Consider the following 23,298-nt stretch of genomic DNA (forward strand, 5'->3'; position numbering starts at 1 on the left):
AAAGCGGTCCGCCGGTCAAAGCCGGCGAACGCCAAGTGTTTGACTTGCCTGACTTATGCAAAGAAGGTTCTAACTCAGATGGGCCATTCAGAATGGCCAAGGTGCTAGTCACAGATGTCTAGGTTGACATCGGCGATGCACTGCACAGCACAGAAGCATTTCAGGTCGACTGTGATGCAGTCATTCGTCTTGACAAAGCGGTCTACCTGGCAGACCTTTTTGAGGTCGATGCAGCAGTCTTCTGTGAGATCTACTGTATCATAGCCATCATGTGTTCTTTTTTGCGGTTCTAGGACGCGGAGCACTGCGCAGCAGTTATCAAAAACATCTTCTACACGGAAGAAGATAGATACGCAAGAGCAATCGCTGCCTCTGAAGAAAGCATGGAATGGTGACCCGTCAGCTGTTTTCAGGACAAAAACGCGTGTATCGGCATTTTGCCTTTTTGACGGAGAAACCAGTGTCCCAAGCGGCTCCAGGAAACAATTTGTCGGGCACTCGCATACATCTTCGGCATTATCTTGAATATCTTTTATCGCACGAACCACTTCGCAGACACAGCTTTTTGAGCTATAAACATCGTCTTTTTTTCCACAACCCATTATCTTTTCCTCCTTTATTTCTTGTGATACTACACTAATAACATATTGCCGGAAGGGCTTATGGGTTACGGACAAACGCCTTGTTTCTGAAAATTAGGCAGTTTTTTTTCTGCTGTGCATAAAGTATAGTACTGCATCAGCTGTAGGAAAAAACTCAGAAGAGGGGTACATGATGTTCATATCACTATGGGAATTCACTGTGCTGGCCTTTGCCGCCTTCCGGCTGACAAGGCTGATTGTATTTGATTCGATTACCGAATTCTTCAGGCAGATTTTTTTGGAAGAGGTTGTGGAAAAAGGAGAAATGTATTATGTGACGAGGCCGGGATTGATCAGAGGCTTTATCGGCGAGCTTATCAGCTGTTATTGGTGCACAGGCGTATGGGCCTCTGCATTGCTTTACCTCTCCTATCTTTATTTCCCCATGGCAGCGGCCCCTGTCATCTTTATCCTTGCCATCGCCGGTGCTGCTGCAGTTATTGAATCGGTCATTCAGCGGCTTATCTGATATCTTTGAACTATGGCACTGTGCCGGCACAGGCGCTGGTTTGCATGCATAAACTGGCACTGTGTACTGAAATTTAAATAATGGAGGCATCCTTATGTTAAATGCTGATAAACCGGTTCAGGGGACAGTGTCCCGGCCTGTCAAAAAGAAAAAAAAGAAGAAGGGCTGCAATTGCGGCAAAAAGAAGGGGAACAGCTGAATAAGAAGGCAATAAGGTGCCTATTCAAAAGCCGCATTAGCGGCTTTTTAATTTTTTTTCAACTTTGATTACTGTCCAGCCTCATTTGTTTTTCTCATTGTCATTTTTTACAAGTTGGTTTTATTCATAAATTGCTGTTGCCGCGAGGAAAATATAAGAGCGAATAAATCCACTTTACATAGGAAGGATTGCATATGAACAGAAAACAGATGTTTAGAAGGTCAATGGTCATCCTGGCCGCCATTCTGTATGTGAGCGGCTGCAGCAACGAGCAAAAGACCGCGGAAAGCCGTCTGGCACTAATAAAAACGACGAACCCGCAGCCTTTGCTTCTTGATGAAAAGAAAGAGGAGCGGAAGGATTTGGCGCCAAGGGTTAAAAAGGAAATCGAAGCAATCGAAGAGGTTTATGATGTTGCGGTGGTTGTAGGCGAAGAGGAAGTTCTTGTGGCTTATAAGGTGAAGCATCTTAAGCGCTTCCGCATGAAAAAAATTGAAAAGACGATCAATAAGCGACTGGAAGAAAAGTTTCCTAAAGAAGACTTCATTGTATCCAGCGACTATAAAATCTTCCTTGAGGCTGTGGAATTGAAGGAACAGATGGAGGACCCGGCTTTCCCGCGCAAAAAGGCCAAGGATAAGCTTGAAAAAATCATCAATATGAAAAAAGAGCTCACATAGAAAGGGGCGAAAATAGTGGCAAAGAGCAAGACACCCGAGCAGAAGAAATATGAACAGCTTGAACAAAAGCATGAAACAAAGCGCCCGGTCCTGAAGAACTGCCTGAAGGCGTTTTGGGTGGGCGGGGTAATCTGTGTGATTGGCCAGGCCATTACTTATTTTTATATATATTTCTTTGATTTTACAGAGCAGACAGCAGGAAACCCTACAGTCGCCACTATGATTTTCATATCCATGCTGCTGACAGGCTTTGGAGTATACGACCATATCGGCCAATATGCCGGAGCAGGTTCCGCTGTACCGGTTACAGGCTTTGGAAATGCAGTTATTTCTGCTGCCATAGAGCACCGGACTGAAGGGTTTGTGCTTGGGGTGGGAGGAAATATGTTTAAGCTCGCCGGGTCAGTTATCTTATTTGGGGTTTTTTCCGCTTTTGTAGTAGCTTTGGTTAAAACACTATTAGTCATGTGGGGGGTGCTGTGAATGCTGAAAGGTAAACAATCCTGGATTTTTCAGAACCGGCCTGTCATTCTTTCCACTGGCGTCTCTGGGGGGCCTTTTGAAGCAAAGGGCAACCTTGCCAGGGACTTTGATATCCTTCACGATGACCTCTGGATGGGGGAAGACTCCTACGAAAAGGCGCACAGAGTCCTGATGGAAGAGGCAGCAAAGACAGCCATGCAAAAGGGTTCTGTAGAGAAAGATGATGTACAGTTTTTTATTGCCGGGGACCTGATTAACCAGATTACGCCCAGCAGCCTTGCAGCAAGAACGATCCAGCTTCCGTATTTTGGAGTATTCGGAGCATGCTCGACTTCAATGGAAGGTCTGGCATTATCTGCTTTTATCATCAATTACGGAGGAGCAAAGAAGATCATTACCGGCGCTTCAAGCCATAACTCTGCCGTAGAAAAGCAGTTCCGCTATCCAACCGAATATGGGGGGCAGAAGCCTCCTACTGCCCAATGGACCGTGACGGGCGGTGGCGCTGCTCTTGTGGGAGAAAATACAGGGCAAAAAGATATGCCGGCTGCTGTTTCTGCCACAATTGGAAAGGTCATCGATATGGGACTGTCCGATCCTTTTAATATGGGAGGGGCCATGGCACCTGCAGCTGCTGACACGATTTCAGCCCACTTCAGGGATATGGAAATTGATCCTTCCTATTACGACTTGATCGTCACAGGAGACCTTGGAAAGATTGGGAGGGAGACAGTCCTTGAGCTATTGCAGAATGACGGGCTTAACATTGATGAGAACAGGTTTGCGGACTGCGGCCTTTTAATCTACAAAGATGATCAGCCAGTACAGTCAGGAGGAAGCGGGGCGGGCTGTTCAGCTTCCGTGCTTTACGGTCATCTGCTGAACAGGATGAAGCAGGGGGAATTGAAAAGGATCCTTGTGGTGGCAACAGGCGCTCTCTTGTCCCCGCTGACCTTCCAGCAGAAGGAAAGCATTCCCTGCATTGCCCATGCCGTAGCGATTGAAATGACTCAGTAAATAAGGAACCGGAGTTCAGAAAGGAGATTTGTGGATGCTAGCAATGTTTTTTTGGGCTTTTGTTGTAGGAGGGGTCATTTGTGTGATCGGACAGCTTTTCCTGGATATAGGCAAGCTGACTCCGGGCCATACATTAAGTTTGTTTGTCGTTATTGGCGCGGTATTGGACGGGCTTGGGCTTTATGAGCCTTTTGCTGATTTTGCCGGGGCAGGCGCAACCATTCCTATTACCAGCTTTGGCAACTCACTGGTCCACGGCGCCCTTCAGGAAGCAGAGCAGCACGGCCTTGTGGGTGTCCTGACGGGAATGTTTGAAGTGACAAGCTCTGGTATATCTGCTGCTATTGTATTTGGGTTTATCGGCGCTTTGCTGTTTAAGCCTAAAGGATAAGCCGGAATTCGGGGATATTGGATAGCATGGTGCTATGGATCACCATTAGGGTTAATAAGAGGAGGCTGGCATGGTGCCGGACTTTGGAGCAGCAATCATAAGATCGGTTTTAATCATCATCGCGCTATTTTTTATCACTAAAGTGCTCGGAAAAAAACAGCTCTCTTCTTTATCTTTTTATGAGTATATTGTGGGCATAACAATCGGCGATATTGCTGGGAGCATCTCGATGGATCCAAGGCTCCACCTGGCATCCAGCCTCCCGTCGCTCCTGATTTGGTCCGCAACCCCCTTGATTGTATCCCTTTTATCCCTGCGTTTTCCTAAATTCCGGGCTGCTGTGGAAGGAAAAGCAACCGTATTCATTGAAAATGGCAGATTGCTGAAGGAAAAGGTGAAAAAGGAAAAGTATACGATGGATGAACTTCTGGAGCAGCTGAGGCTGAAAAGTATTTTCGAGCCTGAAGATGTCGAGTTTGCCCAGCTTGAAACAAATGGGCAGATCAGTGTTCTTTTAAAAAAAGTCAAACAGCCTGTCGTCTATGAAGATTTGGAATGCTTTCGGCCCGCTGTGGATGAGCCGAAGGCAACTGGTAATGCCGGACAGGAAGTGTCTGCTGCAAACATACTGGCTTGCATGGCAAAGTGGCAGGAACAGTTTGAGCAGTTGTCTGCAGAAGCACCCCAATTCTCTGAAGCCTGCAGACAGTTTTCTGCAGAGATTGAAACTTTCCGCAAACAGATTCAGCCAGTTTTGAAAGTCCAAAAAGAAAATTGAGAGCAATACTGGGAGCTTGCCCACACAACTTTTGTCAATTCTCATATGTTATAAGTGAGTAAAGACAAAGTGAGGTGACTTTGATGGGCTACGGATATGGCGGATGCGGCTACGGCGGCGGCGGTGGCGGCGGCTATTACGGAGGATCAACTTTCGTACTAATCGTTGTATTGTTCATTTTGTTGATTGTTGTTGGAGCTAGCTTCTATAACTAAAAGTGAGGAAGAAGAGCTGCCTAAGGGCAGTTCTTTTTTTTGTATCTATAAAGACAGAATTTTTAGAACAATAGTTGAATAATTTTCTGAAAAGAGTATACTATTTTACATACCGACCGGTTAGTAAGTTAAGGAAGGAGCTTTTTAAGAATGGATTTTTCTTATTCAGGCAGAGTGAAGGATTTGCAGGATAAGCTTACAGAATTCATGGAAAGGCATGTATATCCTGCTGAATATTTGTATGAAAAGCAGCTTAATGGGCAGGATTCCCGCTGGAGCGGGGTTCCGCAAATTATGGAAGAGCTGAAGGAGAAGGCGAAGGCGGAGGGTCTGTGGAATCTGTTCCTGCCTGACAGTGAATATGGAGCTGGCCTGTCAAATCTGGAATATGCCCCGCTGTGCGAAATCATGGGCAGATCCCTGATTGGTCCGGAGGTTTTTAACTGCAGCGCCCCTGATACAGGGAATATGGAGGTGCTGGTCCGATATGGGAGCGATGAACAAAAAAAACGGTGGCTTGATCCTCTTTTGGCAGGCGAGATCAGGTCTTGCTTTTCCATGACCGAACCCGGGACTGCTTCATCGGATGCAACAAATATTGAGGCAAGCATCGAGCGGGATGGAGATGGATATGTCATAAACGGCAGAAAGTGGTGGTCTTCCGGTACAGGAGATCCAAGGTGCCGTGTGGCTATTGTGATGGGAAAGACAGATAAAAGGGCAGCACGGCATGAGCAGCAGTCTATGATACTTGTGCCCCTTGATGCACCGGGAGTCTCGATTGAACGCATGCTCCCTGTATTCGGCTATGACCATGCACCGCACGGGCATGCAGAGATTACATACAAAAACGTCAGAGTCCCAAAGGAAAATATCATCTGGGGGGAAGGGAAAGGTTTTGCGATTGCCCAGGGCAGACTCGGCCCGGGAAGGATCCATCATTGCATGAGGCTGATCGGGGCGGCTGAGCGAGCACTTGAAATTATGTGCAGGAGGGTCCAGACAAGGACTGCATTCGGAAAGCCGCTGTCAAGCCAGGGAGTGATAGGCGAATGGATTGCAGACTCCCGGATTGAGATTGAGCAGGCCAGGCTGCTGACGCTTAAAGCGGCTTATATGATGGATACAGTCGGTAACAAAGAAGCAAAAGCAGAAATTGCCATGATAAAAGTCACTGCTCCCTCTATGGCACTCCGGGTTTTGGACAGAAGCATCCAGGCTATGGGAGGAGCGGGCGTTTCCGATGATTACCCGCTGGCTGCACAGTGGGCAAATGCCAGGACACTGAGGCTGGCTGACGGTCCTGATGAAGTGCACAGGGCACAGATCGCAAAATTGGAATTGCGGAAGCATCAATAACTAAATGGAGGTTTTTATATGAATGTGATGGGACTTTTTGATCTTAAAGGGAAAACGGCGATTGTCACAGGCGGGGGAAGAGGCCTTGGGGCCCAGATTGCTGAAGGGCTGGCAGAAGCAGGCGCCAATATCGTCATCTGTTCGCGTAAGCTTGAGGCCTGCAGGGAAACCGCTGCCCATCTCGAAAGCCTTGGTGTTAGAACCCTGGCGCTGCAGTGTGATATCTCCAATCCGGACGAGGTTCAGCAGATAGTGGACAGAACAGTGGAGGAGTTTGGCACGATTGATATCCTTGTCAATAATTCTGGTGCAACCTGGGGGGCGCCTGCTGCAGAAATGCCTCTGGAAGCATGGAAGAAAGTGATCGATGTCAATGTAACCGGGACCTTCCTGATGAGCCAGGCGGCAGGGAGGGTGATGATAGAGCAGAAGAGCGGCAAAATCATCAATATTGCTTCAGTTGCAGGCCTGGGAGGGACAGACCCGCGTGTCATGGATACGCTGGGCTATAACACGAGCAAAGGTGCAGTCATTACCATGACAAAAGATTTGGCAGTTAAATGGGGAAAATACAATATTAATGTAAACAGCATTGCCCCTGGTTTTTTTCCTACAAAAATGTCACAGGCCATTATTGAACATGGAAAAGATCCTATCCTTGATGCAACACCCCTCAAGCGCTTCGGTACTGACCAGGATCTGAAGGGGGCAGCACTTTTCCTTGCATCGGAAGCATCAAGCTTTGTAACAGGCAATGTCCTGGTGGTAGATGGAGGCACTCACGCCATGTAGCAGATAGACGTGTCTGCTGACTGTGAAAAGCATTGTAAGCCTTTTCATTATTCTTTGGTATTTCGCTATTAAACTATGCTTTATATACAGGAGGTATAAAGATGAGCACAAAGAACTGGCTTGCCCATTATCCCGATTCAGCTTCAAGAGAAGTGGAGGTTCCTGACATAACCCTCCCGACAATGCTTGATGATACGGCAGAACAATATCCGGAGCATATCGCATTATCTTTTTACGGAAAGAAGATCACCTACCGGGAACTTCGGCAGCATGTCAGACTGTTCGCGGCTTCCCTGCAGGCGGGCGGTTTTGAGAAAGGAGGAAGGGTCGCTGTCATGCTCCCGAACTGTCCGCAATATGTCATCTCCTATTACGGCATCCTTGCCGCCGGCGGGATCGTCACCCAAGTGAACCCGATGAGTGTGGAAAGGGAAATCGAATATATTTTAAATGATTCGGGTGCAGAAAGAATGATTGCCCTTGATGCATTTTATCCGAAGGTCAGCAGTGTACGCAGCAATACGCCACTTAAAGAAATCATAGCAGTAAGCCTCCAGCCGTCCGCCGTGGATTTTGGCGAAGACAGCACCTTTGAGAGCTTCCTGCAGCGGGGCAAAGGAAACTTTGCACCGGTTATGATGGAGCCGGAGCATGATACAGCCGTACTTCAGTATACAGGGGGGACGACTGGCCGTTCCAAAGGAGCCATGCTGACCCACAGAAATATTATCGCCAATGTGGTGCAGTCTTACGAGTTTTTCAAGCAGACTATTGATATCGGTGAAGAACGCTATCTGACTGTCATCCCGCTGTTCCACGTGTTTGGCATGACCTCCTGCATGAATCTTTCGATTTATACTGCTTCAGAATCCATCATGCTGCCAAGGTTCGAACTCGATGAGGTGCTGGAAACGATAAAAAATGAGCAGCCGACAGTCTTCCCGGGTGTTCCGACGATGTACGGAGCTATTACAAATCACCCCAGGGCAGAGGAATACGGCATCGACAGCATTGAGGTCTGCAACAGCGGCAGCGCCCCGATGCCTGTCGAGGTGCTGAAGGAGTTTGAAAGAAAGACGGGTGCTGTCATCCTGGAGGGCTACGGGCTTTCTGAAGCCTCTCCTACCACACACTGCAACCCGGTATTTGCAGCCCGCAAAGCGGGGAGTGTAGGGATCGGTTTTCCTTCAACTGACTATAAAATAGTGGATTTGGCGTCAGGAAGCCAGGAAGTCCCTGCCGGTGAGCTTGGAGAAGTGATCATAAAGGGGCCGCAGGTGATGAAGGGCTATTGGAATATGCCTGAGGAGACGGCACATGCGCTGCGGGACGGCTGGCTTTATACAGGGGACATTGCAAGGGTTGATGAAGAAGGATACCTATACATCGTCGACAGGAAAAAAGATATGATCATCGCGAGCGGCTATAACATCTATCCGCGCGATATAGAAGAAGTGCTCTATGAGCACCCTGCCGTCCAGGAGGCGGTGGTGATCGGCGTTCCTGACGCGTACAGGGGAGAAGATGTGAAAGCAGTCATCGTCCTAAAATCGGGTAAACTGGCGGACGAAAAGGAAATCATGGAATTTTGCCGCGCCAATATGGCTGCGTATAAGGTGCCGGGCATCATTGAATTCAGGGATGCACTCCCGAAAACAAGTGTTGGAAAAATACTCCGCAGAGCATTGCGGGAGGAAGCGGGAACAGGCCGGCGTTAAGACAGGTTGTTTACATGGCACTCCTATGCTGAAAAAAGGCTTTCCGATGGGCATTCTTAGAAAGAGACATCCAATTCATGGTATAATTCCTGGCGATATTCAAAGATTGAGAGGACATCATTATGAAGGAAAAAATAACAGAACAAAGCATCCGCTTATTTGACAAAAAAGGGTTCAGCGAGACATCAATCCAGGATATAGTCGATTCAATCGGAGTGACCAAAGGAACCTTCTATTATTATTTTTCAAGCAAGGAAGAACTGCTGATGGATATACACCTCCGTTATATAGATGATCTTCTGTCACAGCAGGAAAAAATCCTCAAAAACAGCAATGCCGATTGTAAAGGTAAATTGTATGATGTTGTCGCCATGCTGATCGGAAGCATCGAAAATCAGGGGGCAAGCGCCAAAGTGTTTTTCAGGGAAATCAGGAATCTGAGTGAAGAGAGGCTGGGCCAGATTATCCCGAAGAGGGACCGGTTCAGGACCAATATTGAAGCGCTGATATCAGAAGGCATCAGGAACGGGGAGTTCAGGGAGGATCTTAATGCCTCAATCATTACATTCGGCATTCTGGGTGCCGCTAACTGGAGCTACCAGTGGTTCAGCCCGAACGGAAGCGTCCCGGATTATGAAGTGGCGCGCATATTCACGGATATGGTTTTGAACGGAATCACCAATTAAATCAGGAAAGGAAACTGACTCTTTCCTGCTAGCTGGATGGTATACCTGATAGTGATATTAAAAGGGGGAAATGCTGATGGCTTTGACAGTGAAAAATATTACCGTGGTTGGTGCAGGACAGATGGGCCACCAAATCGCCATGCTCTGTGCATTGGGAGGATTTGAAACCACCCTGCATGACATGCAGGAAAAAGCATTGGATCAGGCTCAGGAAAAGCTCCGCGGAATTATGGATAAATGGGCAGCCAAAGGGAAACTGCCATCAGGACAGATAGAGGCTGCATTCAGCAGGCTCCGCTGCACATCTGATTTTGGGGAAGCTGTAAAGTCTGCCGATTTTATCATTGAGGCGGTCGTTGAAAAGCTCGAGGTCAAGAGAGAAGTATTTTCAATGCTTGAGGAAATGGCGCCGCCGCATGCCATATTTGGGACGAACAGCTCAACCATTGTCAACAGCCTGCTGGCCAATGCGGCAGACAGGCCGGAAAAGACAGTCAATATGCATTTCTTCTTTCCGCCGCTGGTTATGGATTGCGTAGAGGTTGTCATGAGCAGCCGGACTTCTGAAGAAACGGCTGAGACAGCGATGGAAGTCTGCAACGCAATCAACCGTACTGCTGTCCTCCTGAAAAAAGAGATTTCCGGGTTTGTCGCCAACCGTATTCTTGGGGCCCTGCAGCGTGAAGCGGTCCAATTATATGAACAGGGCATTGCAGACTACAAGGATATTGACATCATCTGCAGAAAGGCGCTTAACCATCCGATCGGCCCCTTTGAGCTGATGGACTTGTCAGGAATTGATGTCGGCTATTATGTGATGGAGCAGCGGTATGCAGAAACGGGTGATCCGCTGGATAAGCCTGCTGCCTGTATTGAAGCAAAAGTAAAGGAAGGCCACCTGGGCAGAAAGACAGGAAAAGGCTGGTATGAGTATGGGAAAGAGGGAGCGGTGCGCTGATGGGAAATTATGTGCATATTCATTTTGAAAATAAAACTGCTGTACTGACAATCATGAATCCGCCGCTTAATGTGCTGAGCAAAAAGGTATTTCAGGAGCTGGGCGAAGCCTTTGAATCTCTTAGAACCAATGACGGGGTGGTGGCTGTCCTTCTCACTGGATCTGGAGACAAAGCATTTGTTGCAGGTGCTGACATTAAAGAATTTCCGGAGATGATGAGCAATCCCCGCATGATTGATGAGGTAATGTCTACGCATGAAGTGCTGAACAGCATAGATCAATTCCCGAAGCCTGTCATCGCTGTCCTGAATGGCCTTACGTTCGGCGGAGGATGCGAGCTAGCCCTTGCATGTGATATCAGGATCGCGGAGGAGCATGCTCAAATCGGCCTTCCGGAAATAAAGCTGGGCCTTTTTCCCGGCGGCGGAGGAACCCAGAGGCTGCCCCGGCTGATTGGTGAAGCAAAGGCCAAAGAACTGATGTATACTGGTGAGCCTGTTTCAGCGGAAGAGGCTGCAAGGATCGGCCTTGTCAATAAGGTCGCAGCTTCGGGGGAGGGCATGCAAAGTGCAAGAGAGCTTGCAGCCAAGATAGCCGGCCATTCACTGCAGGCGCTTTCCAGAATCAAGCAGGCAGTGGATGGAGGTCTCGACAGGACTTTAGAAGAAGGCGTAAAGCTTGAAGCCCGCCTGTTTGAAGAGGTGTTCCGCACGGAGGATATAAAAGAAGGAGTCAAGGCTTTCATCGAAAAAAGAAAAGCGGAGTTCAAGCACCGCTAAGGGAGGATGCCCCATGCAGGAAACGCAGGTCAAAGTCCGTTTTTGTGAAACTGATGCCCTTGGCCATGTGAATAACACAAGTTACTTCGTTTACTTGGAGGAAGCCAGGATAGAGTTCTTCGAATCGCTTGGCTACAGCATGGATACCAGGAAGTGGAGCTTCATCCTTGCTTCCACTAAATGCGATTTTCTGAATCAGGGCTATTTCAATCAAAAACTGGCCATCACAACTTATGTTTCTAAAATAGGGAATAAGAGCTTTCAGCTGGAGCATGAAATCCTTTGTGCGAAAACAAAAGAGCCTATAGCCAAAGGAAATGCTGTCATCGTATATTTTGACTTTGAAGCACAGCAGAGCAGCTCCTTGCCGGAGGACCTGAGGGAAGGGCTCAAAGGATATTTACACGAGAAGAATAATTTGAAAATTTAAAAAAGGAGGCGCTGTACATGCCTGCCGGCAAAGACACAATAATGGTAAGAAAAGGAGAAGAGCTGGATTTGGACAGCCTTGTCAGATTCCTGGAGAGCAATGTGGACTTATTCCCGGGCGGGCCTCTTGAAGTCCTTCAATTTTCAGCCGGCCATTCCAATTTAACCTACCAGCTGAGGTCGGGGGATTGGGAAGCAGTCCTGAGACGTCCGCCCCTTGGCCCTGTGGCTGCCAAAGCCCATGATATGGAACGTGAATTCATCATACTGAAGGAATTGAACAGCATGTTCTCTCCAGCACCCAAGCCACTCATCTATACGGGGGACGACAGCATCATCGGAAGTCCATTCTTCCTGATGGAAAGAAAGAATGGGATTGTATTGGATACAGAGTTTCCCGGGCATATCACCCCTTCCGTGGAGCTTTGCCAGCATCTGTCAAAAACCATGGTCGAAAAGCTGTCCGAGCTGCATTCTCTTCCTTACCGGGATACAGGCCTTGAAAAAATCTGCCGTCCTGAAGGGTTCATGGAGAGACAGGTCCACGGATGGATCAGCCGTTTCGAGAAAGCGAAGACCGAGGAAATCAAAGAGGCAGCGGCGCTCATCAAATGGCTGTCGGCAAACATCCCTTCCGAGAGCGGCCATAGCATCATCCATTATGACTATAAGCTGAACAACAGCATGTTTGATCATAAACTGGAAGCTATGACAGGACTGTTCGACTGGGAAATGTCTACGGTTGGGGACCCGCTTGCGGACCTGGGGGCTGCCATGAGCTATTGGATTCAGGAGGACGACCCAGATCTGCTGAAATATGGCCTGGGCAAACCGCCAGTAACTGCCTTGAAGGGCTTTTATTCCAGGAAGGAATTTATGGAAGCGTATGCAAAGCGAAGCGGAAGGGATATAAGCGGCTTGAACTTCTACCTGACCTTCGCTTACTTTAAGCTTGCTGTCATCTGCCAGCAAATCTATTACCGCTATAAAAAAGGGCAGACAGCCGATAAGCGATTTTCCCAGTTTGACAGGTTTGTCAGAAGCCTTATCCAGCACAGCTCAAGTATTGCCTATGAAAAGGCATAACAGAAATGCAAGTCAGTATTTTACCGGGAGGCACTATGGGCAAGATTCATCTTCTGCTGAAAAAAGAAGAAATCAATGAACAGAAACTGCGGGAAGGCAGCAAAATAGCTGTTGTGCTGGATATCCTGCTTGCAACCACAAGCATCACTTCGGCATTAAAGGACGGAGCGGCCCATGTCATCCCGGCAGAAAGCTGTGAAATAGCGAAAGTCCGATTTGACGAGGATGATTCCGGCGGGATGCTTCTTGCCGGGGAATCTGACGCACAACCTGTCGCAGGCTTTGTTTATCCAAGTCCGAAGGTTCTTAGGCGGCAGGTGAGCGGAAAGACGCTGATCCTTGCAACTACCAACGGGACAGTTGCCCTTGCAAAGGCAGATGCAGCAAAAAAGGTATATGCTTCGTCTCTATTAAATAACTTTGCAGTGGCGGAAGCGATCAGTGAAGAAGATGGGGATCCCACCATTGTCATCATCTGTGCAGGAAATTCAGGGGAATTCAGCCTTGAGGATTTCTATGGAGCAGGACATTTGATTGACTGCCTCCAAAAAACAGGCAGGAAGTCTTATGAGCTGACGGATGCAGCTCTGGCGGCATTGCTCTTCTTTCAGACAAAGCGGGACAATGCCGAGGAAGTCTTGGGAAATTCATATGTCGGCGGCCTTCTGGCCCGCCATGGCCTCAGTGATGAACTTACCTTTGCAGCCGGCTTAGACAGTATTCATATTGTCCCAGTTTATAAGAATGGACTCATCTCGGCAGCAAAGGTGTGCAAATAGGAAGGCATTTTAAAAAAAAAGGAGGAGTGAACAGCTTGGCAAAAACAAAAAACATGGGCTCCGGGTTTCTGTTATCGGAGATAGATGAAGGCCAATTGTTTACACCAGAAGATTTTACTGAAGAACACAAAATGATCGGCACTTCAGCAAGGCAGTTCATTGAGCAGGAAGTGGCCCCTTTAAAGGAAGAAATCGAGAGCCAGGATTTCGGGCTGGTGAAGGAGCTGCTGAAGAAAGCCGGGGATCTCGGACTGCTGGCACACAGCATTCCTGAACAGTACGGCGGGCTTGGATTGGATAAGATCACTAAAGGTATTGTAGGTGAAAATATCGGAGCCTCAAGCGGCTATGGTGTGGCCCATTCCAATCATACTTGCATTGCCACCCTGCCGATCACCTATTTTGGAACCGAAGAGCAAAAAAATAAATATCTGCCTAAGATGGCGTCCGGAGAATATATCGGCGCCTATTGCCTGACAGAGCCGAATGCAGGATCTGACGCCCTTTCCTCCCAGACTGTGGCGCGCCTCAATGAAGCGGGGACGCATTATATTCTGAACGGGACGAAGCTTTATATCACTAATGCGGCTTTTTCAGATACCTTCATCGTTTATGCAAAGGTTGATGGAAAGGATTTTACTGCCTTTATCTTAGAAAAGGATTTTCCGGGCCTGGTTCTGGGGCCTGAAGAAAACAAAATGGGCATCAAAGGTTCATCAACCAGGGCTGTCATCTTGGAAGATTGCGAGGTGCCTGCTGAAAATATGCTCGGGGAGCAGGGGAAAGGCCATGTAATCGCCCTGAACGTCCTCAATTTGGGCCGCTTCAATCTAGGGTCGGCCTGCATGGGAGCTGCCAAATACAGTCTGAAGAAAGCAGCACAATATACACAGGAGCGGGGGCAGTTTGGACGAAAGATCGCTGACTTCCATGCGACAAAAGAAAAAGTGGGAAAAATGGCAGCGAGGATCTATGCCTCTGAATCTATGCAATACAGGACAGCAGGACTGCTTGAAGAGGCGCTGGGCGATGTATGGGACAGCCCTGATTCCCGCCTTGCAGGGAAGAGGATGAGCGAGTATGCCTCAGAATGTGCTGTCTGTAAGGTATTTGGATCGGAAACCCTTGATTATGCAGCAGACGAAACATTGCAGCTTTATGGGGGCGCCGGATTCATAAAAGAATATGGCATCGAACAAATATACAGGGACTCCAGAATTAACCGGATCTTTGAAGGCACAAATGAAATCAACCGGCTGCTCATTCCGGCAGGCTTGTTTAAGAAAGCTGCAAAGGGAGAAGTGGATTTCAGGGAGCTGACCGAAGAAGCGGCATCCGCCATCCTGCAGCCTGCATCTCTTAATGGAGTCCTGGCTATGGAGCGGGAGGCAGTCTCCCTGATGAGACATGCGTTTCTGCTTGCAGCAGGCCTGGCCCTGCAGGTTCACGGCCAGCAGATTTCGGAGGAACAGGAAACGCTGATGAAGCTTTCTGATATGGCGATATCCTTATATGCGGCCGAGTCGGCAGTCTACAGGACATATAAAAGCATCAATAAAGCCGGGGAAGAAGCATCCTTACAAAAAATTGACCTGGCCAGATCTTATCTGGAAGAGGCATTGTGGGAATGTGAGAAAGCCTTCAGGACCCTTTCTTCGGAACTGGCATTACGGGAAGATGTAAAAAAACTGGCCTCCGCTGTTGAAAAAGGATTCAGAAGAATAGAGCTGAATGGGGGAGGCTTCAGCCGGAACCGGAGAATTGCTGAAAGAATTTATCAAGCAACCCGCTATGTATGCTAGAAGCAGCAGAAAACTTGAGGAGCTTTGCAATGGGGACCGGCTGTGCATGCCGATTGAGGTTTTCTCATGTCCAAACCTTATATAACCGATTGGGGGAGAGAATATGGATAATCAGCACCTGCTTTCTGAAAAAAAAGCCAGTGTTCTGCTTTTAACGCTGAACAGACCGGACAGCCTGAATGCTTTCAGCAGTGAAATGATTACCGGCCTGACTAAAGCATTCCGCCAGGCTGATCAGGATGAGGATATTAAAGCAATTGTCTTATCCGGCGCAGGCAGATCTTTCTCTGCAGGCGGAGACGTAAAAACAATGGGGCAGGCAGGTCCGGCAGAAATCTATGAACATATCGGGAAACTCAATGAGTGCATTTTAAGCATAAAAGCCGCCAGCAAGCCTGTCATTGCTGCTGTTCATGGATTCGCAGCAGGAGCTGGCTTCAATCTCGCACTCGCATGTGATTTGATCATTGCTGCAGATGACAGCCGCTTTGCGATGAGTTTTTCACAAGTGGGGCTTATTTCAGATGGAGGGGGATCATTTTTCCTGCCGCGGCTGATCGGGCCTCATCTTGCAAAGGAGTTTTTCTTTACGGCTGAAGCGATACCTGCGGACAGGCTGCTGCAGATGGGGATTGTCAGCAGAATTGTACCTGGCACGGAGCTGAGAGAAGAAGCGTTGGCTGTGGCAGAAAAGCTGTCATCAGGACCTGTCAAAGCATATGGGATGATGAAGAAGCTGATTGATGGCGCCCATGCCTCTACACTTGAGGGGGTATTGGAACAAGAACGCCTTATCCAGACGATGATGGCCGGAACAGAAGATCATTTAGAGGGAATTGCAGCATTTAAAGAAAAACGGAAGCCGCAATTCCAGGGAAAGTGAGGGGAACTTATATGAAGGCAATTCAGTTAAAGGAATATGGAGGACCTGATGTCCTGAAGCTTGTTGAATTGGACGTTCCAGAGCCAAGAGGACATGAGGTGCTGATTCAAATCCGCTCGATTGGCGTTAACTATGCCGATACAGCAAGGAGAGAGGGCCAGTATGTAGTAAAAACCCCCCTCCCCTTCATTCCTGGTGCGGAAGTGGCTGGAGTGGTCAAGGCAGTTGGAGAAAAGGCGGATATTGTGCCGGGCACCAGGGTAGTGGCACTGATAGAATCCGGCGGATATTCGGAATTTGCCATTGCCGACAGCAGGGGGCTTATTCCCATTCCGGAAGGACTTGACTTCCATGAGGCAGCGGCACTGCCCCTCCAGGGACTGAGCGCCTATCACATTTTAAAGACAATGGGGAGGCTTCAAAAAGGAGAAAATGTTCTTGTCCATGCAGCTGCTGGAGGTGTGGGAACACTGGCAGTCCAGCTTGCCAGGATATTTGGCGCTGGAAAGATTATCGCGACAGCCAGCTCAGAGCAAAAACTCAGACTGGCCGGGGATATGGGGGCTGACGTTCTGGTGGACTATACAGAAAGCGGATGGGAGGAGAAAGTAAGGGAAGCAACAGAGGGCAAGGGGGCCAATCTGGCACTTGAAATGGCCGGGGGAGAGGTTTTCGCTAAAACCATGAAGTGTCTCGCACCGTTTGGAAGGGTTGTCGTCTATGGCGTGGCAAGCGGAGAGCAATACAGAATGTACCCATCCTCACTGATGGCACGGAACCAGTCTGTGATTGGATTCTTCCTCCCGCAAATCATGAAAATGCCGGAGCTTCTTCATACAAGCATGAAGGAACTGCTCGGCTACCTGGCAGAAGGTAAATTGAAGCTGACGGTCGGCGGAATTTATCCCCTGGAGGAAGCTCCATTTGTTCATGAACAGATGCAGGGGAGGAAAACGAGCGGCAAACTGATTTTAACGCCTTAAAACCTGCTGAAGGCAAATTTTTAGGCTTTTCTTTTTATTCATTTCACCTTTTCAGCCCTCCTTCATACTATATAAAGTAGTTTAAGAAGGAGGCTTGAATTCAGCATGGATAATGGATTCTTTAAAAATATCGAGAAGAAAACAGGCGTTAATATGAAAGATATTCTGGAGCTGGCGAATTCTTTGCAGAATGCAAATTTCAAGGATGAAAAAACTGTCCGCAGCGTAATCCGCAGGGTATCCCAAATTGCCAACAAGCCGGTTCCAAAAGCAACAGAAGATAAAATTGTACAATCCATCGTCGCGGACGGCAAACAGCTGGATTTCAATACAATCAGCCAGATGATCAATAAAAAATAATCTGCAGAAAAGGACTTGGAGCGAGCCAAGTCCTTCTTTGCCTTCTTATGCCATTTTAGCTCCTTACCGGTGCAAGAAACCTGGAAGGCCTCGCCTTTTTGCCCCGCCTTTTCTGCGGGACAGATATGAACAGCTCCTCCTGTGCCCGTGTAACCGCTACATATAATAGCCTTCTTTCCTCTTCCATCGGGTCAGGGTCCCCATTCCTGTAAGCTTCAAGGGCGAAGTCATGGGGGATGCTCCCGTCAACAGCCCCGATAATATAAACAGTCTTATATTCAAGGCCTTTTGAGCGGTGAATCGTACTGAGTGTTATGCTATTGTCCCTTATATTGCCGGGCTTTTTCATTTCTTTATTCATGGCGCGCATATGCTCGGCATGCTCAAGAAATTCTGCTATGCTCTCAAAATTGTTGGCAGCAACCTTTAAATCGCGAATATCATCTGAGCCTTTTTCCATACTGGAGCCTTCCAGCCCGCGTTTTTTAAGAAAGTCATTGAATCCGAGTTCTTTTTCTATCATATCAATGGCAGCTGCAGGACGCTTCGACTTGATGGAACGAATCGATGGGACAGCCCTTGCCAGCTTTTTCTCCTGAAAAGCAAATCCTGTTTTCACATCAGCAAGGCACTCGAGAAGAGTCCTGTCGGTCAGTATGCTTTCTGCTTTCAAGTCCTGCAGTACAGATTGCCTCAGGAAGAGCGCAGGGAGGATATTTTTGATGGATTCCTGGCTATCCTCATCAAGAGCCAATTTTAAGAAAGCCAGGAGGGTCCTCACTAAATAACGATCGTAAAATGATTCAGCATCCTGGTCAATCCTGAATGGCAGGCTGGAATTGGCCAGCCTTTCAAAAATGGCCCTCATCCCTGCGTGGGTCCTGAATAATACCGCAAATTCCCCTGGACTTCCGCCCTGGGAAATCTTCTCCTGGATATCGGTCACGATCATCGTCGCTTCTTCTTCCTCATCAAGCGGGAAAAAGAGGAGAGGCTTCCTTGCTTTTGAATACTGGGCTTTCATCTTTTTGTCGCGCCGCTGCTTGTTTTTGACAATGATGCTGTTGGCCGCAGACACGATTTCATGTGCGGAACGGTAGTTCTGATCAAGCACAACGATGCTGGCAGCCGGGAAGTCTTTATCAAATTCGAGCAGATACCGAGGGTCGCTTCCCCGGAACGCATAAATAGACTGATCATCATCTCCGACTGCACAAACATTATTACTTTTTGCGGAAAGCATCTTAATCAGCTCATACTGGACTTTATTGATATCCTGGAATTCATCAATAAGGAAATAGTGAAAGCGGTTTTGATAAGACTCCAGAATATGGGGATGCTCCTGGAAAAGACGGTAACAGCCAAGAAGCATATCATCAAAATCGAAGAGCCTGTGAATCTCTTTATATTCTTCATAGAGCCTGTATAATTCTGTAACCGTTTTGTCCCAATCAGTTGCAGGTTTTGTGTCCTGTGGAAGAATAAGAGAGTTCTTCCAGAAACCGATTTTCTGCAGAGCCAGATCGAAAGCAAAGTCCTTTTCATCGATTTTCAGCTCTTTTGCAGCCCCTTTTAAAATCTGCTCCCGCTGCCATTCTTTTTTTAGCAGCTTTTGAGAGTTCCATCCTTCTCTGTCATGAAAGGAGAGGATGCGGTAAAAAATACTGTGGAAGGTGCCGGCAAGGAGCTGCTGTGCCTGGGCAGACTTTATGCCTGGATAGTCAATCAGCCTTCTTTTCATTTCAGCAGCAGCTTTAGCTGTGAAAGTAACCAGCATGATGGATTTTGGGTCTATTCTCAGCTCTTGGAGCATATAAGCAGTACGGGTGGTTAAAACCCTCGTCTTTCCGCTGCCTGCCCCGGCCAGAACAAGCAGGGGTCCGTCGATATGAGATACAGCAGCAGATTGTGCAGCATCCAGTTGGAATCCATTGTCTGCGAGATCCTTCAGGTATCCGCTGGCAGCTTTGTTTTTAAGAGGCATAGACTGGAAAGGGGCACCTGTTTTTACAAATGAAGCTTCCTGGAACACAGGAGGAGGCATTGTCTCAGCAGTGATCGTCCTCGATTTAGGCAGCCTGAACCCGCCGGCGGAGATTTCCGCTTCAACCGGCTCTTTTTTCACCTCGTTCAATGTCTCCTCTGCATCCTGGCATTCAGCATTGGAGTGAAGATGGTAGAAGTGGGGGGAAGCCTGTATCCCCAAGTACATCCTCACCCGCTCTCCGCAGGCAGGACAGAAAAGATTGCCCTTCTTTCCTTCATCATAGATTTTTTGGAATTCTTCGCGGCTGTAGTTATCTATATTAATAGTCTGTTGCCGGTAAACAGCAGTTTTCATGAAAAGTCATCCCCGTTTTTCTAGTTCATCTATTATGTATTGAATACCCATAAACCTGGGTTTCCACCTGGAAAAAATAAATATTTTATACCCAAAAACATGCCGAAGCCGGCGAAGTCTATCATAACAAAACAAGTGATTTAAAAAAAGGAGTTTCCTCAGTTTATCACGCGGGCCAAGGGGTATAGGAAGGAAAATATACATTTTCGGCAAAGTCTGGAAAAGACCTTGAAATGGAGGAATGGACAATGGGGTATATCGTGCCTTTCAATCATTATCAATACAATCAGTATGCTGTGAGGGACTTGGATAAAAAGCAGGATCCGTTCCGGCTTTATCCAGTTTCAAGGGTGAACAGAGTGGAAAATGACACACAATGGTTCCAGCCGGAGCAGCTGTTTCAATTTTCGCGTCCTGCTGAGACCCGATACTCGGAGGAAAAGCCGGCGAGGAAGGTAAATGAACGTACTGTTGAAAGAGTTTACGGGGACATGACAGGTAAAGGGACACTATTCAGCGAATCAATTTAAGGGACGTAAAGAAAGGGAGAGCCTAGAAGGTCTGCACATGCAGGGGCTCTCCCTTTTTCCATTCAGCGTAAAGCACATCTTTGACCGTTTTAGCTCCCCATCCCTTCAGTTCGGTTTGAAGCCTGCTTTCATCCCAATGGATCATATGCAGATTATCGGTGACAATTTCACCGTCAAGCACCAGGGTGACTGGAAGCTCTTCCGGCTGCAGCTGGATTTTGAAATCCTTGGCTGCAGGGGAGCTGTATTCCGGTTTCTTAAGCACGCTTACTGTCCCATCTGTTTCAAGTATCGCATACTCGCATTCGCGTATTGAAAAAATATCCTTGGACCTCAATAGATGCTGCAGCTGATTGATGTCAAGGTGATTCTTCTTTAAAGAGTCGTATACAATCTTCCCCTTTTTAATGACGATCGATGGTTCTCCCTCTAAAAAACGGCGCATTCTTTTATATCTCTGTGTCAAATACTCAGTGAAATAAATCAATACTCCCCATAAGAAGACGGCAAACAGGATTTGCCCCAGGCCGATTTCCTTATCAAATAATGCATTTCCCACCAGTTCTCCCAAAACAAGGGCTGAAACAAAGTCAAAGGTTGTGATTTGGGTGATCTGTGTTTTGCCCAGGAACTTAGTGATTAAAAAAAGGGCGGCAAAACCCACAACCAGCTCTGCGAAAATATGCAGATATTCCATGGCTATAACTCCTTTTCGTCCTTATTATTTTCATAGTATGTACGGACATGGAGGAAATTATTGACTGGGAAGAGTATTTTTCAATAGGAAAGGCGCCCTGAAATAAGGGCGCCCGGGTTTTTATAAGTACTTTTTCATTGTGCGGTGAGGGATGCCAGCATCCATAAATTCCTCAGAGACCACTTCATAGCCCAGTTTGCTGTAAAAAGGGATGGCCTGTGTCTGGGCATTCAGCTTAACAGCAGGAAGTTCCTGCTCTCTGGCAAGCTCTTCGATTTTATCCATGACAGCCTTGCCAGCCCCAATTTTGCGGGAATCTTTGAGGACGCAAATCCTTTCAGCCTTCCCGACCCCATCTACGACTCTGTACCTTCCGGCTGCTGCCGGGAGGTGGCTGTCATCGTAGAGAATGATATGGACGGCTTCCTTTTCGAACTCATCATACTCTTCTTCTTCTGGGACCTGCTGTTCGTCTATAAAGACGATTCGCCTGATATTATATACATCTTCAATCTCTTGCTGTTCAACTGCTTTTTTTACGATCACGATTTAAAATTCCTTTCCAAAACGAAATGTTTCATATACTGTCCAAGAACCGTTTTCCAGCTGATAGAGCAGATGGAAGCGGTCGATTGTTTCCTCATAGTTGACACGCTCCATGCGGAGTGAGCCGAAGACATCGGAATGCTCGTCATCCGAGAGCTTTTGCCCGACTGTAATATGGGGAACAAATGCATATTCCTGATTTTCGCCCCCGGGAAATATTTGATTGATTTCCGTGTGGAGTGCATCCAGGTAATCATCTGGTTCAACCTTAAGGTAAATCACGTTGTTGACAGGTTGAAAAGAGCTGAACTTATTGACCTTCATATTAAAAGGCCTAGCATTCTCAGCTGCTTTATGAAGCTTTTCGGAAAGCGATTCAGCCTGCTCATCAGTTGCCTCAAAAGCACCTTTCAGTGTCAAGTGCGGGGGAATGAGAGCATAATGCGGATCATAGCGCTTCCGATAGGAATTGGCCAGATCTTGAAGTTTCTTTGCAGGAAATATAACTATTCCATATTTCATCCTGAATACCTCCATTGATAAAAATGATAAGCACATATATAAGATTTGTTTATCTATTATAACAAATTTTCCGACTTCAATGATATAACAGGTGCTTTTTTAAGGCCGATTGTTTTTGAAAATCAATAAAATGTCTTAGGATTGAAGGCTGAGGACGCCTTTTTTGCTAATGCGTCTTGTGCTTGAGGGCGTTGCCGCAGGACGCGGCGTACTTAGTCCACGTTCCTCGATAGAACAGTCGCCTCCGCTTTTCTTAAAGCATGTGCTTCAAAGCTCTTTTAAAGTCCGGCTGCCAGTATTTCCAGGTATGATTGCCTTCGAATTCGTCGTAGAAGTATTGAAAACCTCTCTCAGATAATATGGATGAGAGACTTCTATTTGGTGTAAGGAAGTCTTCTATTTCTCCTTTAGTCGTTTTTACTTCTGTCTCTTGCGTGCCGATTACATGATAGATATTCAGCAGGCCGGGGGTTGGAAAGCTCCGGGCAGCTTTAAGGATGCTTTCGTCCACATAAGGAGATTGAAGGATTGTTTTCCCGAATGTATGCGGATATTCCAGCGAAGCCAGGAGCGAGACTGAAGCGCCAAGTGAGTCTCCGGCCAAAATGCGGCCCTGCCCCATTTGATAAGTAGGGAATTCTGCATCAAGGTAAGGCACGAGCTCATGTGCCAGGAATCGTATGTACGCCCTGTGTTTATCTCCCTCCGGATGATATTTGCTTCTGCGGTCATGCACATTTTTATAAGGGATGCCCACAATGATAACGTTTTCTATTTCTCTTTTGTGAAGGAGCTCGTCCGCTGCCCGTCCTGCCCGTCCCATTTGGAAATAATCCTTTCCATCCTGGGCAATGAGAAGGGAATATTTATAAAGAGGAGAATAAGAGGGAGGAAGATAGATAAGTATATCCAGCTCTTCTCCCAGCTCCCTGCTCTGAAAAGAGATTTCTTTTATCGTTCCTTTTTGAATTTCCATTCCAGACCTCCATTAACAGCTTTGTAAGCCTTTTAAAAGGAATTCTAACATAAGAATTTAAGAATTGCCCAATCTGTGCACCTTATTGGTTCAGCCTATTGCAGTAATATGTTATTATTGGATAATAAATCCAATTTTAATCCATGAATATTAATAACTCTTCAACATTGAAGGCAAAGACAGTTTTCCTTGCCGGCAT

The 23,298-nt window shown here is 47.3% G+C and carries 27 protein-coding genes; 21 read left to right on the forward strand and 6 right to left on the reverse strand.

Going from position 1 to position 23,298, the window contains the following annotated elements:
• Positions 1–104 precede the first annotated feature (104 nt).
• A complete protein-coding gene (locus tag ABU165_RS15470) occupies positions 105–602 on the reverse strand; it encodes a CotY/CotZ family spore coat protein (RefSeq protein WP_101550852.1) in 498 nt (165 codons plus the stop codon).
• A 172-nt stretch (positions 603–774) separates the two neighbouring features.
• On the opposite strand from ABU165_RS15470, the gene ABU165_RS15475 reads away from it, so the two are divergent.
• From ABU165_RS15475 to spoVIF, 20 genes are all read left to right on the forward strand, one after another.
• Positions 775–1,110 carry a DUF1360 domain-containing protein gene (locus tag ABU165_RS15475; protein ID WP_022543613.1) on the forward strand — a complete coding sequence of 112 codons (336 nt, stop codon included), beginning with the start codon at positions 775–777 and terminating at the stop codon, positions 1,108–1,110.
• A 393-nt stretch (positions 1,111–1,503) separates the two neighbouring features.
• Entirely contained in the window at positions 1,504–1,989 is a 486-nt protein-coding gene (locus ABU165_RS15480) for a YhcN/YlaJ family sporulation lipoprotein (protein ID WP_022543614.1), read from the forward strand.
• Positions 1,990–2,001: 12 nt separating this feature from the next.
• Positions 2,002–2,472, forward strand: coding sequence for a stage V sporulation protein AC (spoVAC, locus tag ABU165_RS15485; protein ID WP_035402683.1), 471 nt, complete (start codon positions 2,002–2,004; stop codon positions 2,470–2,472).
• Entirely contained in the window at positions 2,473–3,489 is a 1,017-nt protein-coding gene (gene spoVAD / locus ABU165_RS15490) for a stage V sporulation protein AD (protein ID WP_009794132.1), read from the forward strand. It begins immediately after the preceding gene.
• Positions 3,490–3,523: 34 nt separating this feature from the next.
• Positions 3,524–3,880: a stage V sporulation protein AE gene (spoVAE, locus tag ABU165_RS15495; RefSeq protein ID WP_022543615.1), complete on the forward strand. Its 357-nt coding sequence runs from the start codon at positions 3,524–3,526 to the stop codon at positions 3,878–3,880.
• A gap of 70 nt (positions 3,881–3,950) precedes the next feature.
• Complete coding sequence (locus ABU165_RS15500; RefSeq protein WP_318060242.1) at positions 3,951–4,658, forward strand: DUF421 domain-containing protein; 708 nt, start codon at positions 3,951–3,953, stop codon at positions 4,656–4,658.
• Positions 4,659–4,741: 83 nt separating this feature from the next.
• Complete coding sequence (locus tag ABU165_RS15505) at positions 4,742–4,873, forward strand: YjcZ family sporulation protein (protein WP_009794135.1); 132 nt, start codon at positions 4,742–4,744, stop codon at positions 4,871–4,873.
• 150 nt (positions 4,874–5,023) lie between these two features.
• On the forward strand, positions 5,024–6,232 hold the full coding sequence (locus tag ABU165_RS15510; protein WP_318060243.1) for an acyl-CoA dehydrogenase family protein: 1,209 nt from the start codon (positions 5,024–5,026) through the stop codon (positions 6,230–6,232).
• Between the two features lie 18 nt (positions 6,233–6,250).
• Complete coding sequence (locus ABU165_RS15515; RefSeq protein ID WP_009794138.1) at positions 6,251–7,024, forward strand: SDR family oxidoreductase; 774 nt, start codon at positions 6,251–6,253, stop codon at positions 7,022–7,024.
• Positions 7,025–7,125: 101 nt separating this feature from the next.
• Complete coding sequence (locus tag ABU165_RS15520; RefSeq protein WP_318060244.1) at positions 7,126–8,742, forward strand: long-chain-fatty-acid--CoA ligase; 1,617 nt, start codon at positions 7,126–7,128, stop codon at positions 8,740–8,742.
• 122 nt (positions 8,743–8,864) lie between these two features.
• Positions 8,865–9,428, forward strand: coding sequence for a TetR/AcrR family transcriptional regulator (locus tag ABU165_RS15525; protein WP_009794140.1), 564 nt, complete (start codon positions 8,865–8,867; stop codon positions 9,426–9,428).
• 70 nt (positions 9,429–9,498) lie between these two features.
• Positions 9,499–10,386: a 3-hydroxyacyl-CoA dehydrogenase family protein gene (locus ABU165_RS15530; protein WP_318060245.1), complete on the forward strand. Its 888-nt coding sequence runs from the start codon at positions 9,499–9,501 to the stop codon at positions 10,384–10,386.
• The gene (locus ABU165_RS15535) at positions 10,386–11,165 is read left to right on the forward strand and encodes an enoyl-CoA hydratase (protein WP_094768225.1); all 780 of its coding nucleotides are present in this window, start codon (positions 10,386–10,388) and stop codon (positions 11,163–11,165) included. The genes ABU165_RS15530 and ABU165_RS15535 overlap by 1 nt, the downstream gene beginning before the upstream one ends.
• 13 nt (positions 11,166–11,178) lie before the next feature.
• Entirely contained in the window at positions 11,179–11,595 is a 417-nt protein-coding gene (locus tag ABU165_RS15540) for an acyl-CoA thioesterase (protein ID WP_009794143.1), read from the forward strand.
• 17 nt (positions 11,596–11,612) lie between these two features.
• The gene (locus ABU165_RS15545) at positions 11,613–12,680 is read left to right on the forward strand and encodes a phosphotransferase family protein (protein ID WP_318060246.1); all 1,068 of its coding nucleotides are present in this window, start codon (positions 11,613–11,615) and stop codon (positions 12,678–12,680) included.
• Positions 12,681–12,715: 35 nt separating this feature from the next.
• Complete coding sequence (locus ABU165_RS15550; protein WP_253616565.1) at positions 12,716–13,459, forward strand: 2-phosphosulfolactate phosphatase; 744 nt, start codon at positions 12,716–12,718, stop codon at positions 13,457–13,459.
• A 53-nt stretch (positions 13,460–13,512) separates the two neighbouring features.
• Positions 13,513–15,261: an acyl-CoA dehydrogenase family protein gene (locus ABU165_RS15555; protein ID WP_318060266.1), complete on the forward strand. Its 1,749-nt coding sequence runs from the start codon at positions 13,513–13,515 to the stop codon at positions 15,259–15,261.
• A 103-nt stretch (positions 15,262–15,364) separates the two neighbouring features.
• Positions 15,365–16,144 (forward strand): enoyl-CoA hydratase/isomerase family protein, encoded by a 780-nt coding sequence (locus ABU165_RS15560; protein WP_318060247.1) that lies wholly within the window; start codon positions 15,365–15,367, stop codon positions 16,142–16,144.
• Positions 16,145–16,155: 11 nt separating this feature from the next.
• A complete protein-coding gene (locus ABU165_RS15565) occupies positions 16,156–17,127 on the forward strand; it encodes a quinone oxidoreductase family protein (RefSeq protein WP_318060248.1) in 972 nt (323 codons plus the stop codon).
• Between the two features lie 105 nt (positions 17,128–17,232).
• Positions 17,233–17,487, forward strand: coding sequence for a sporulation-specific transcription regulator SpoVIF (gene spoVIF / locus ABU165_RS15570; protein WP_009794149.1), 255 nt, complete (start codon positions 17,233–17,235; stop codon positions 17,485–17,487).
• Between the two features lie 55 nt (positions 17,488–17,542).
• Here spoVIF and ABU165_RS15575 read toward each other — a convergent pair whose 3' ends face one another.
• Complete coding sequence (locus ABU165_RS15575) at positions 17,543–19,828, reverse strand: UvrD-helicase domain-containing protein (protein ID WP_318060249.1); 2,286 nt, start codon at positions 19,826–19,828, stop codon at positions 17,543–17,545.
• Between the two features lie 248 nt (positions 19,829–20,076).
• On the opposite strand from ABU165_RS15575, the gene ABU165_RS15580 reads away from it, so the two are divergent.
• The gene (locus tag ABU165_RS15580; RefSeq protein WP_022543618.1) at positions 20,077–20,358 is read left to right on the forward strand and encodes a hypothetical protein; all 282 of its coding nucleotides are present in this window, start codon (positions 20,077–20,079) and stop codon (positions 20,356–20,358) included.
• Between the two features lie 22 nt (positions 20,359–20,380).
• Here ABU165_RS15580 and ABU165_RS15585 read toward each other — a convergent pair whose 3' ends face one another.
• The 4 genes from ABU165_RS15585 to ABU165_RS15600 form a co-directional block, all read right to left on the reverse strand.
• A complete protein-coding gene (locus ABU165_RS15585) occupies positions 20,381–21,055 on the reverse strand; it encodes a DUF421 domain-containing protein (protein ID WP_009794152.1) in 675 nt (224 codons plus the stop codon).
• A 120-nt stretch (positions 21,056–21,175) separates the two neighbouring features.
• Positions 21,176–21,601: a GNAT family N-acetyltransferase gene (locus ABU165_RS15590; protein ID WP_009794153.1), complete on the reverse strand. Its 426-nt coding sequence runs from the start codon at positions 21,599–21,601 to the stop codon at positions 21,176–21,178.
• A 3-nt stretch (positions 21,602–21,604) separates the two neighbouring features.
• Positions 21,605–22,123: a YjcG family protein gene (locus tag ABU165_RS15595; protein ID WP_022543619.1), complete on the reverse strand. Its 519-nt coding sequence runs from the start codon at positions 22,121–22,123 to the stop codon at positions 21,605–21,607.
• Positions 22,124–22,376: 253 nt separating this feature from the next.
• Positions 22,377–23,099, reverse strand: a complete 723-nt coding sequence (locus ABU165_RS15600) for an alpha/beta hydrolase (protein WP_094768213.1) — start codon at positions 23,097–23,099, stop codon at positions 22,377–22,379.
• Positions 23,100–23,298 lie beyond the last annotated feature (199 nt).

It is taken from the genome of Cytobacillus sp. T106 (assembly GCF_040492155.1).
Taxonomy (GTDB): domain Bacteria; phylum Bacillota; class Bacilli; order Bacillales; family Cytobacillaceae; genus Bacillus_AB; species Bacillus_AB infantis.

What these genes read in the sequence shown, in the direction of transcription:
- ABU165_RS15530 (WP_318060245.1), top strand. Translation starts at nt 9,499, where the DNA reads ATGCTGATGGCTTTGACAGTGAAAAATATTACCGTGGTTGGTGCAGGA.
- ABU165_RS15575 (WP_318060249.1), bottom strand. Translation starts at nt 19,828, where the DNA reads ATGAAAACTGCTGTTTACCGGCAACAGACTATTAATATAGATAACTAC.
- ABU165_RS15600 (WP_094768213.1), bottom strand. Translation starts at nt 23,099, where the DNA reads ATGGAAATTCAAAAAGGAACGATAAAAGAAATCTCTTTTCAGAGCAGG.
- ABU165_RS15510 (WP_318060243.1), top strand. Translation starts at nt 5,024, where the DNA reads ATGGATTTTTCTTATTCAGGCAGAGTGAAGGATTTGCAGGATAAGCTT.
- ABU165_RS15560 (WP_318060247.1), top strand. Translation starts at nt 15,365, where the DNA reads ATGGATAATCAGCACCTGCTTTCTGAAAAAAAAGCCAGTGTTCTGCTT.
- ABU165_RS15580 (WP_022543618.1), top strand. Translation starts at nt 20,077, where the DNA reads ATGGGGTATATCGTGCCTTTCAATCATTATCAATACAATCAGTATGCT.
- ABU165_RS15550 (WP_253616565.1), top strand. Translation starts at nt 12,716, where the DNA reads ATGGGCAAGATTCATCTTCTGCTGAAAAAAGAAGAAATCAATGAACAG.
- ABU165_RS15565 (WP_318060248.1), top strand. Translation starts at nt 16,156, where the DNA reads ATGAAGGCAATTCAGTTAAAGGAATATGGAGGACCTGATGTCCTGAAG.
- ABU165_RS15595 (WP_022543619.1), bottom strand. Translation starts at nt 22,123, where the DNA reads ATGAAATATGGAATAGTTATATTTCCTGCAAAGAAACTTCAAGATCTG.
- ABU165_RS15535 (WP_094768225.1), top strand. Translation starts at nt 10,386, where the DNA reads ATGGGAAATTATGTGCATATTCATTTTGAAAATAAAACTGCTGTACTG.
- ABU165_RS15555 (WP_318060266.1), top strand. Translation starts at nt 13,513, where the DNA reads ATGGGCTCCGGGTTTCTGTTATCGGAGATAGATGAAGGCCAATTGTTT.
- ABU165_RS15515 (WP_009794138.1), top strand. Translation starts at nt 6,251, where the DNA reads ATGAATGTGATGGGACTTTTTGATCTTAAAGGGAAAACGGCGATTGTC.
- ABU165_RS15480 (WP_022543614.1), top strand. Translation starts at nt 1,504, where the DNA reads ATGAACAGAAAACAGATGTTTAGAAGGTCAATGGTCATCCTGGCCGCC.
- spoVAD (WP_009794132.1), top strand. Translation starts at nt 2,473, where the DNA reads ATGCTGAAAGGTAAACAATCCTGGATTTTTCAGAACCGGCCTGTCATT.
- ABU165_RS15475 (WP_022543613.1), top strand. Translation starts at nt 775, where the DNA reads ATGTTCATATCACTATGGGAATTCACTGTGCTGGCCTTTGCCGCCTTC.
- ABU165_RS15500 (WP_318060242.1), top strand. Translation starts at nt 3,951, where the DNA reads ATGGTGCCGGACTTTGGAGCAGCAATCATAAGATCGGTTTTAATCATC.
- ABU165_RS15505 (WP_009794135.1), top strand. Translation starts at nt 4,742, where the DNA reads ATGGGCTACGGATATGGCGGATGCGGCTACGGCGGCGGCGGTGGCGGC.
- spoVIF (WP_009794149.1), top strand. Translation starts at nt 17,233, where the DNA reads ATGGATAATGGATTCTTTAAAAATATCGAGAAGAAAACAGGCGTTAAT.
- ABU165_RS15540 (WP_009794143.1), top strand. Translation starts at nt 11,179, where the DNA reads ATGCAGGAAACGCAGGTCAAAGTCCGTTTTTGTGAAACTGATGCCCTT.
- ABU165_RS15520 (WP_318060244.1), top strand. Translation starts at nt 7,126, where the DNA reads ATGAGCACAAAGAACTGGCTTGCCCATTATCCCGATTCAGCTTCAAGA.
- ABU165_RS15545 (WP_318060246.1), top strand. Translation starts at nt 11,613, where the DNA reads ATGCCTGCCGGCAAAGACACAATAATGGTAAGAAAAGGAGAAGAGCTG.
- spoVAE (WP_022543615.1), top strand. Translation starts at nt 3,524, where the DNA reads ATGCTAGCAATGTTTTTTTGGGCTTTTGTTGTAGGAGGGGTCATTTGT.
- ABU165_RS15585 (WP_009794152.1), bottom strand. Translation starts at nt 21,055, where the DNA reads ATGGAATATCTGCATATTTTCGCAGAGCTGGTTGTGGGTTTTGCCGCC.
- ABU165_RS15470 (WP_101550852.1), bottom strand. Translation starts at nt 602, where the DNA reads ATGGGTTGTGGAAAAAAAGACGATGTTTATAGCTCAAAAAGCTGTGTC.
- ABU165_RS15525 (WP_009794140.1), top strand. Translation starts at nt 8,865, where the DNA reads ATGAAGGAAAAAATAACAGAACAAAGCATCCGCTTATTTGACAAAAAA.